7 protein-coding genes are annotated in these 7953 nt (G+C 73.3%); 1 reads left to right on the plus strand and 6 read right to left on the minus strand.

Going from position 1 to position 7953, the window contains the following annotated elements:
* Window positions 1-142 precede the first annotated feature (142 nt).
* The 3 genes from ABT053_RS38930 to ABT053_RS38940 are packed head-to-tail and all read right to left on the minus strand — an operon-like array spanning window position 143 to window position 2962.
* Window positions 143-1246: a Gfo/Idh/MocA family protein gene (locus ABT053_RS38930; RefSeq protein WP_350976265.1), complete on the minus strand. Its 1104-nt coding sequence runs from the start codon at window positions 1244-1246 to the stop codon at window positions 143-145.
* On the minus strand, window positions 1243-1992 hold the full coding sequence (locus tag ABT053_RS38935; protein ID WP_350976266.1) for a sugar phosphate isomerase/epimerase family protein: 750 nt from the start codon (window positions 1990-1992) through the stop codon (window positions 1243-1245). Before ABT053_RS38935 ends, ABT053_RS38930 begins: the two co-directional genes overlap by 4 nt.
* Before the next feature lie 55 nt (window positions 1993-2047).
* Complete coding sequence (locus ABT053_RS38940; protein ID WP_350976268.1) at window positions 2048-2962, minus strand: ROK family protein; 915 nt, start codon at window positions 2960-2962, stop codon at window positions 2048-2050.
* A 322-nt stretch (window positions 2963-3284) separates the two neighbouring features.
* Between ABT053_RS38940 and pgm the strand changes: the two genes are divergently transcribed.
* The gene (gene pgm / locus ABT053_RS38945) at window positions 3285-4922 is read left to right on the plus strand and encodes a phosphoglucomutase (alpha-D-glucose-1,6-bisphosphate-dependent) (RefSeq protein ID WP_350976269.1); all 1638 of its coding nucleotides are present in this window, start codon (window positions 3285-3287) and stop codon (window positions 4920-4922) included.
* Window positions 4923-5219: 297 nt separating this feature from the next.
* Here pgm and ABT053_RS38950 read toward each other — a convergent pair whose 3' ends face one another.
* The 3 genes from ABT053_RS38950 to ABT053_RS38960 form a co-directional block, all read right to left on the minus strand.
* Entirely contained in the window at window positions 5220-6095 is an 876-nt protein-coding gene (locus tag ABT053_RS38950) for a diacylglycerol/lipid kinase family protein (RefSeq protein WP_350976271.1), read from the minus strand.
* A gap of 23 nt (window positions 6096-6118) precedes the next feature.
* Window positions 6119-6664 (minus strand): hypothetical protein, encoded by a 546-nt coding sequence (locus tag ABT053_RS38955; RefSeq protein ID WP_350976273.1) that lies wholly within the window; start codon window positions 6662-6664, stop codon window positions 6119-6121.
* 187 nt (window positions 6665-6851) lie between these two features.
* Entirely contained in the window at window positions 6852-7406 is a 555-nt protein-coding gene (locus tag ABT053_RS38960) for an NADPH-dependent FMN reductase (protein WP_350976274.1), read from the minus strand.
* Window positions 7407-7953: the final 547 nt, after the last annotated feature.

Below are 7953 nucleotides of genomic sequence, written 5' to 3' on the forward strand. Positions count from 1 at the left end.
AAATAACTCAGGCAAGTAACAAGCGCAAGGGGCGGACTGGGAAACGGTCCGCCCCTCGCGGCGTCACATTCTCACCCTCGACCGAAACCGCCGGCCGAAGCCGTCAGCCGAAGCCGTCAGCCTGAGCCCCCAGCCTGAGCCGTCAGTCGAAACGGATCGCGGCCGGGTCCCACCCCTCGGGCAGCGGGGCGGGGATCGGGCAGGTGCTGGCGATCTCCACGAACTCGGCCCGCTCCGCGGACTCCGCGACCGCGATCATCGTGTCGAGGACGTGCAGGCCCAGCTCTCCGGTGGTCCGGTGCGGCCTTCCCTCCCGGATGGCCTGGGCCATGTCGAGCACGCCCAGGCCGCGACCGGCCTCGGTGCCCTTGGTGGGAACCGGCACCCACTCGTCGTCCTCGGCCCGGCGCAGCCGTACCTCGCCGCCGAAGGTGTTGGGGTCGGGCACCTGCATGGTCGCCTCGGTGCCGGTGATCTCGACGAACCCGGTACGCCGCAGCGGCGAGTCGAAGCTGAACACCATCGTGGCGGCCTGTCCCCCGGCGAACTCCAGGAGCGCGGTCGTGTGGGTGGGCACCGCCACCGGGAACCGCGCCCCGGCCTTGGGACCGGAGCCGACGACCCGCTCGTCCCTCGCCCTGCGGCCGACCGCGGTCACCCGGGTCGCCGGGCCGAAGAGGGTCACCAGGGTCGTCAGGTAGTACGGGCCCATGTCGAACAGCGGCCCGGCCCCCGGCTGGAAGAAGAACTCGGGGTTCGGATGCCACGACTCGGGACCCGGCGTCTGGAACAGGACCAGGCCGGTGAGCGGGGTGCCGATGGCCCCCTCGGCGACGAGCCTCGCCGCGGTCTGCAGCCCGGCGCCCAGGAAGGTGTCGGGGGCGCTGCCCAGGAGCACCCCCGCCGCGGCGGCGGCCTCGACGAGCCGCGCGCCCGACTCCCTGTCCACGGTGAACGGCTTCTCGTTGTAGACGTGCCGCCCGGCCAGGACGGCGGCGAGCGCCACCTCGGCGTGCGCGGCGGGGATCGTGAGGTTCACCACCAGCTCGACGTCGTGGTGCGAGATCGCCTCCTCCGGGGAGGTCGCCACCGGCACGCCGTACCGCTCGGCGACCTCCCGGGCGCGGTCCAGGTCGAGGTCCGCGCACGCCACCACCCGCACGCCGGGGAAGGTGGTGAGGTTGCCCAGGTACTGGTGGCTGATGTTCCCGCAGCCGACGATCGCCACCCCGAGCGGGCCGGTCACGGGCTCACCCGCCCGGCGGCGGCGAGACCGGTCAGGTAGGCGTGGCTGTCGGCCAGCGCCTGGAGCATGTCGGTCGCGCAGTGGTCGAGCTCCACGATCCGCACCGCGTCCGGCGCGGTGTTCAGGGCGTCCACGATGGGCACCCGGCCGGAGCCGACCGCGGTCATCGGGCCCTCCTGGGTGGCGGGGCCGTCCTTGACGTGCAGGTGGCTCACCCGCTCGCCGAGGCGGGTCAGCAGTCCCGACGGGTCGACCCCGCCGGTCGCCGCCCAGTAGAGGTCGACCTCCAGCAGGATCGAGGGGTCGAGCAGCTCCGCGAGCACCTCCAGCGCGGGACGGCCGTCCACCCGCTGCTCCAGCTCCCACCAGTGGTTGTGGTACCCGAGCCGCAGCCCGTGGCCGGCCGCCTCGCGGGCCGCCTCGCCGATGTTCCTCGCCGCCAGCTCGACCCCCTCCCTGTCGGCGAACCACTCGGCGGGGGCGGCGGGCACGATGACCGTCTCCGCGCCGACGGCGACGGCCCCGGCCAGCGCGGCCGCGCGCCGCTCGTCCAGGAGCGGGGCGTGCACGCTGCACACCGAGAGCCCGGCCTCCCGCAGGTCGTCGGCGAGACCTTCCGGGTCGAGGTGCACGTCGTACGGCTCGACCGCGCCGTAACCCATGTCGGCGATGCTGCGCAGCACCGCGCGGCGGTCGACGGCCGCCTGTTCGCGTACGGAGTACAGCTGGACGGCGAGTGAGCTCATCGGTTCTCCTTAGCGTGGACACCTCCGCCTGCGGGCGGAGGAGAGACGCGGCCCGCTACCCCGCGACGGGGAGGACCAGGGCCGCGGCGCCGTACAGGCCGGCGTCGCGTTCCAGGGAGGTACGTTCGACCCTCAGGCCGCGCAGGAAGCCGAGGCCGGCCCGTTTGGCGACCGCCTGGCGCAGCGGGACGAGCAGGGTCTCCCCCGCCCCGGAGACGCCGCCCCCGATGACGACGTCGTCGAGGTCGAAGAGCGCGGCCGTGCTGAGGATCGCCACGGCCAGCGCGTCGGCGGCCCGCTGGAAGGCCAGCTGGGCGACGGGGACCCCGTTCGCGGCGTCGGCCGAGAGCGCGCGGGCGTCGGGGTGCGTGCCCGGAGGAGCGCTCCAGCCGTTCGCCAGCGCCCAGCGGACCGTGCTCGGGCCGCTGGAGATCGTCTCCAGGCAGCCGATCGCCCCGCAGGGGCAGAGCTCCCCGTCGCGGTCCACGGAGATGTGCCCGATGTGCCCGGCGTTTCCGGTCGGTCCCACGTACGGCACCCCGTCGAGGACGAGGCCCCCGCCGACGCCGGTGGAGACCACGATGCCCAGCAGGGCCCGGGAGCGCGAGTGCCCGCCCCGCCACCACTCCCCCAGCGCCATGCACTGCGCGTCTCCCGCGAGCGTGACGGGCAGGCCGGGAAGGAGCTCGCTCACCGCGCCGACCAGGGGGAACTCACGCCAGGCGGGGATGTTGACCGGGCTGACCGTACCGGCGACGGCGTCGAGGGGCCCGGCGGAGCCGATGCCGACCCCGGCCAGGTCCCCCACCCCTTCGTCGGTGGTGTCGCGGATGTGCCGGACGAGGGAGGCCAGCGTCGCCTCGGGGTCAGGGCCGACGGGCAGTTCCGCCCTGCGTGCCACGGTCCCGTCCGGCCTAACCAGCGCCGCGGCGAACTTGGTGCCGCCGATGTCGATCGCGAGGGCGGTCATCGTCCGGACTTTCCGGCGTAGCGGGACCCGGAGGGACGGCGGGCGGCCTTTCCGGCGTACCGGGACCCGGAGGGACGGCGGGCGGCCACCGGGGGCATCACGCGGCTGTGCAAGGGGATCCTCCGCTGATCAATGCCACAAAGGGTGCATCCCTCTAGTGACCGGGCAAACAGGCTGAAGGTACGACGTGGATGACAACGTTGTCAACGACCTTCGGGGAGTGCGTGGCCACCTGTTCACCACGAGCCCTTCATGAGTTGTGCAGGCTTATCCGATTTAGGGGCAGATACGGTTAGCTCAGGTGTGATGTGAGGAGACTGCGATGACGCACGAACACGCGGGCCAGCCCGCCAGGCCGTCCGATCTTGTCGACGTGGCCCGCCTGGTGACCTCCTACTACGCCCTGCATCCCGACCCGGGCGAGGTGGGCCAGCGGGTGGCGTTCGGGACGTCCGGGCACCGGGGCTCCTCGCTGAACGTCGCGTTCAACGAGGACCACATCCTCGCGACCAGCCAGGCGATCGTGGAGTACCGGGCGGCGCAGGGGATCGACGGCCCGCTGTTCCTCGGTGCCGACACCCACGCCCTGTCGGAACCGGCCCGGGTGTCGGCGCTGGAGGTCTTCGCGGCCAACGGGGTGATGGTCATGATCGACGACCGGGACGGCTACACCCCGACCCCCGCGGTCTCCCACGCGATCCTCGCCCACAACCGGGGGCGCTCCTCGGGGCGGGCCGACGGCGTGGTGGTGACCCCCTCGCACAACCCGCCGGGCGACGGCGGGTTCAAGTACAACCCGCCGCACGGCGGCCCGGCCGACACCGACGCCACCTCGTGGATCCAGGACCGGGCCAACGCGCTGATCGCCGACGGCCTGAAGGAGGTCAGGCGGGTCCCGTACACCAGGGCGCTCGCCGCCGACACGACCGGCCGGTACGACTTCCTCGGCCGCTACGTGGACGACCTGCCCTCGGTGCTGGACCTCGACGCAGTCCGGGAGGCGGGGGTGAGGATCGGCGCCGACCCGCTGGGCGGGGCGAGCGTCGCGTACTGGGGGGAGATCGCCGAGCGGCACCGGCTGGACCTGACGGTGATCAACCCGCTGACCGACCCGACGTGGCGGTTCATGACGCTGGACTGGGACGGCAAGATCCGGATGGACTGCTCGTCGCCGTACGCGATGGCCTCGCTCATCGCCAACCGCGACGCCTTCGACGTCTCCACGGGCAACGACGCCGACTCCGACCGGCACGGCGTCGTCACGCCCGACGGGGGGCTGATGAACCCCAACCACTACCTCGCCGTGGCGATCTCCTACCTCTACTCCCACCGGCCCGGCTGGCCCGCCGACGCGGGGATCGGCAAGACGCTGGTGAGCAGCGGCATGATCGACCGGGTCGCCGCCGACCTGGGCAGGCGGCTGGTGGAGGTCCCCGTCGGGTTCAAGTGGTTCGTGCCGGGCCTGCTGGACGGCTCGCTGGGCTTCGGCGGCGAGGAGAGCGCCGGGGCGTCGTTCCTGCGGCGCGACGGCTCGGTGTGGACCACCGACAAGGACGGCCTGATCCTCGCGCTGCTCGCCTCGGAGATCATCGCGACCACCGGCCGCTCGCCGAGCGAGCACTACCGCGACCTGGTGTCCAGGTTCGGCGACCCCGCCTACGCCCGCGTCGACGCCCCCGCGACCCGGGAGGAGAAGGCGGTGCTCGCCAAGCTCTCGGCCGAGCAGGTCACCGCCGGCAGCCTCGCCGGTGAGGAGATCACCCAGGTGCTCACCTCGGCCCCCGGCAACGGCGCCGCCATCGGCGGTCTCAAGGTCGCCACCGAGAGCGCCTGGTTCGCCGCCCGTCCCTCCGGCACCGAGGACGTGTACAAGATCTACGCCGAGTCCTTCAAGGGCCCCGAGCACCTGGAGCGGGTGCAGCAGGAGGCGCGCGACCTGGTCTCGGAGTCCCTGGGCTGACGGCCCCGGCGACACGCGACCGGCGGGCGCCACCCGGAGTGGCCGCCGGTCGCGCGGCCGGGATCCCCGGGACGCGGCCTCGGCCGGGCACACGACGCGGCCGGGCTCCCGCGAACCGGTCTCGGACGGACACGAGCCGGACGGCCGGGCTCCCGCGAACCCGCCCCGGACGACGGGGCGGGCGCGGCGCCGGGTGAACGTGCGTACGACGGAACGGGCGCGGCGCCAGGTGAACATGCGGACGACCGAGCGGGCGTGGCGTCAGGTGAACATGCGGACGACCGAGCGGGCGCGGCGTCAGGTGAACATGCGCCAGGCGGCGGGCGTGACCGTCCAGCTGCGCCGGGTGATCCGGCCGGTCAGCTCGCCGTCGGCGTTCACCGGGACGGGACCGCCCTCCACGGTCACCTTCCTGCCGCGAGTGGTGATCACGTCGCGCAGGCCGGAATGGGTCCCCTTGCGCAGCCGCAGGGCGTAGACGAGCCTTTTCAGCGGGCCGGTCGTCAGCGAGACGACGACGTCGGCCATCCCGTCGTCGGGCCTGGCGCGGGGGGCCAGCGGGGTGCCGCCGCCGATGGTGACGCCGTTGCCGATGCCGGCCATGAGCACCGGGCGCCCGTCGCCGAGCGGGTGGCCGTCCACGGTGACGCGCAGCCGCCAGCCGGGGCTCCGCACCCCCGCGAGCAACGCCCCCGCCGCGTAGGCGAGCCGCCCGAGCACCGGCTTGAGCGGCGTGGCCTCCTCGGACGCCTCGGCGCCGATGCCCAGGTGGACCATGTTGACGACGACCCCGCCCTCGTCGTCCACCAGGAGGTCGAGCTGCTGGGGCCGTCCGGCGAGCACGACGCGGGCCGCGACCTGCGGGTCCAGCGGTACGCCCAGGCCGCGGGCGAAGTCGTTGCCGGTGCCCAGCGGGACGAGCCCCACCGTGCGGGCCTCCAACTCGCCGCGCCGGTGCAGGGTGGCGACCACCACGTGCAGCGTGCCGTCACCGCCCAGCACGACCACGTCCCTGCCGGGACAGGCGTCGAGCATCTCGTCCAGGTCCTTCTCCCCGACGGGCGCCTCGATCACGTCGGCGCCGCCGCCGCGCAGCGTTTCCAGGGCGGCGGTCCTGGCCTCGTCGTCGGCGCTTCCCGCGCTCTCGTTGTAGATCGCCAGCAGCTCGGCCATGTCGTTCCTCCACGTGGTCGTCCCTACGGTCCCTGCCCACCGGAATCCCGATCACGCGGGTCCCTGTCCATCCGCCACCAGCGCAGGGACACCCAGAGCCCGGTCCCGACGCCGATCAGCGCGGCCAGGACGTACACCGCGCCGATCGTCGTGTCCGAGGTGTAGCCGTTGCCGGCCACCAGGATCGCCATGAGCAGCGCGGCCAGCAGCCCCACGCCCGCGCCCCCGGCGAGACCGAGCAGGCCCACCTTCAGGGCGCGGGCCAGGCCGCCCGCGGGGCGGGGCACCGGCGTCATGACGGTCAGGAGACGTCCCACGACGAGGGCGGGGTCGTCGTCGACCCCGCCGGCGACGAGCTGGACGGTCACCCCGCCCCGATCGGGCTCGCTCAGGCAGATCCAGTGGCGTTCCTCAAGGAAGACGGTGGCGCCTCCCGCGCCGGGAACGGTCAGCCACAGGAACGGCGTGCCCTCGGGGAACGTCCGCACGCCGTGACGGGCCGTCGGGGCGTGCACGTCGAGCGCCGCGCCGAGAGCGCGCAGCGCCACCTCCTGGCCGGATATCCCCACGGCTGCCTCCCTTTCCTCGTCCCTCGTCCCTTCGTGGCACACGGCGCGGCGGTCGCCTCCCGGCGGCGGGTCGAGGGGCGCCCGGAGGATCGGGGCCGTACGGCGGGATCGCCGGCACCGTACGGCGGATCCCGGGGGCCGGGGCCCGAGGGCCCCGGCGAGCGGTCAGGCGGATCTCACACGGCTCTCACACGGCGGTCCGGCGGAGGGAGCCGGTCCCGGTGAGAAAAGGGGAGCAGATCTCGTCCAGCACGCCGCGCAGCCGGGTCCGGGAGCCCGGGTCGGCGAGCCTGCCGCCGGCGTCGAACTGGTCGGGGGCCGGGGAGACGGCGAGTTCCGCGCCGCACACCACCGCGCCCGCCGCGCCGAGGGCCCTGCGCAGCTGGATCTGCGTCCACATCCCCTCGTGGGCGCGCGGGCAGGCGGTGACCACGCCCACCGGCTTGCCCACCAGGACCGCGCCGCCGCGCGCGGACGAGATCCAGTCGAGCGTGTGTCCCAGCTGTACGGGGAGAGCGCTGTGCGCCGGCGCGGTTATCAGCACACCGTCCGCGGCGGAGAGGCGGTGCCACAGATCGGCGACCGGCTTCGGGAGCTCGCCGTCCTGGGAGGGCGGTACCTGGTCCAGGCCCCGCCAGATCTCGAAGTCCACCGTCGCGGGCAGTTCCCGTGCCGCCGCCTCCAGGAGCCTCCAGACGTACGCCCCCGGGCGAAGGCTTCCCGCGATCCCAACGATCCTCATTCCCGGCCCCATCCCTGTCGCGCTGCCGCGACGTTACGAGTGAGGGAGATCCCGCCATCGGACACGCGGTCGCGGCCGTCAGCGGAGCGGTCTCCCCGACTCACCGACAAAAACCGCTACTCGACGCCACCGTGACGCGGAGAGAGTGGTCCGCTCGCGATACCGGAGAAGCCGCCCCGCACACGAGCCCCGGAACGGCGATCACGCTTACGCAGGTCGGCGCCGCGACGGCGGTGCCGGCGAACCTCACGCTCCATCACACTCGGGGGCCTGCCCTCAGTGAGGGGTGACGAACATGATCAGGCGTATCGTTCGCGAAAAAGCCGGTTATTTCTCCGTCAAGGGCGGCGAGGGAGCTGGAGGAAGCATCCCGTCCCGCGCTAGGGGGGCTCGCGGAGGAAGCGCCCTGTCCCGCGCTAGGGGGGCTCGCGGAGAAAGCGCCCTGTCCCGCGCTAGGCCGTGTCTTCAAAGTGATCTAGGTTCTGCGGGATCATTGGCGGGTGATTCGTCGTCATGAGCTGACCGATCAGGAGTGGAACGCGCTCAA

The sequence above is a fragment of the Streptosporangium sp. NPDC002524 genome (assembly GCF_040295985.1).
Classification (GTDB): Bacteria; Actinomycetota; Actinomycetes; order Streptosporangiales; family Streptosporangiaceae; genus Streptosporangium.

Excerpts from the sequence above, each read along its gene's own strand:
- ABT053_RS38935 (WP_350976266.1), bottom strand. The coding sequence starts at position 1,992 with ATGAGCTCACTCGCCGTCCAGCTGTACTCCGTACGCGAACAGGCGGCC.
- ABT053_RS38940 (WP_350976268.1), bottom strand. The coding sequence starts at position 2,962 with ATGACCGCCCTCGCGATCGACATCGGCGGCACCAAGTTCGCCGCGGCG.
- pgm (WP_350976269.1), top strand. The coding sequence starts at position 3,285 with ATGACGCACGAACACGCGGGCCAGCCCGCCAGGCCGTCCGATCTTGTC.
- ABT053_RS38950 (WP_350976271.1), bottom strand. The coding sequence starts at position 6,095 with ATGGCCGAGCTGCTGGCGATCTACAACGAGAGCGCGGGAAGCGCCGAC.
- ABT053_RS38960 (WP_350976274.1), bottom strand. The coding sequence starts at position 7,406 with ATGAGGATCGTTGGGATCGCGGGAAGCCTTCGCCCGGGGGCGTACGTC.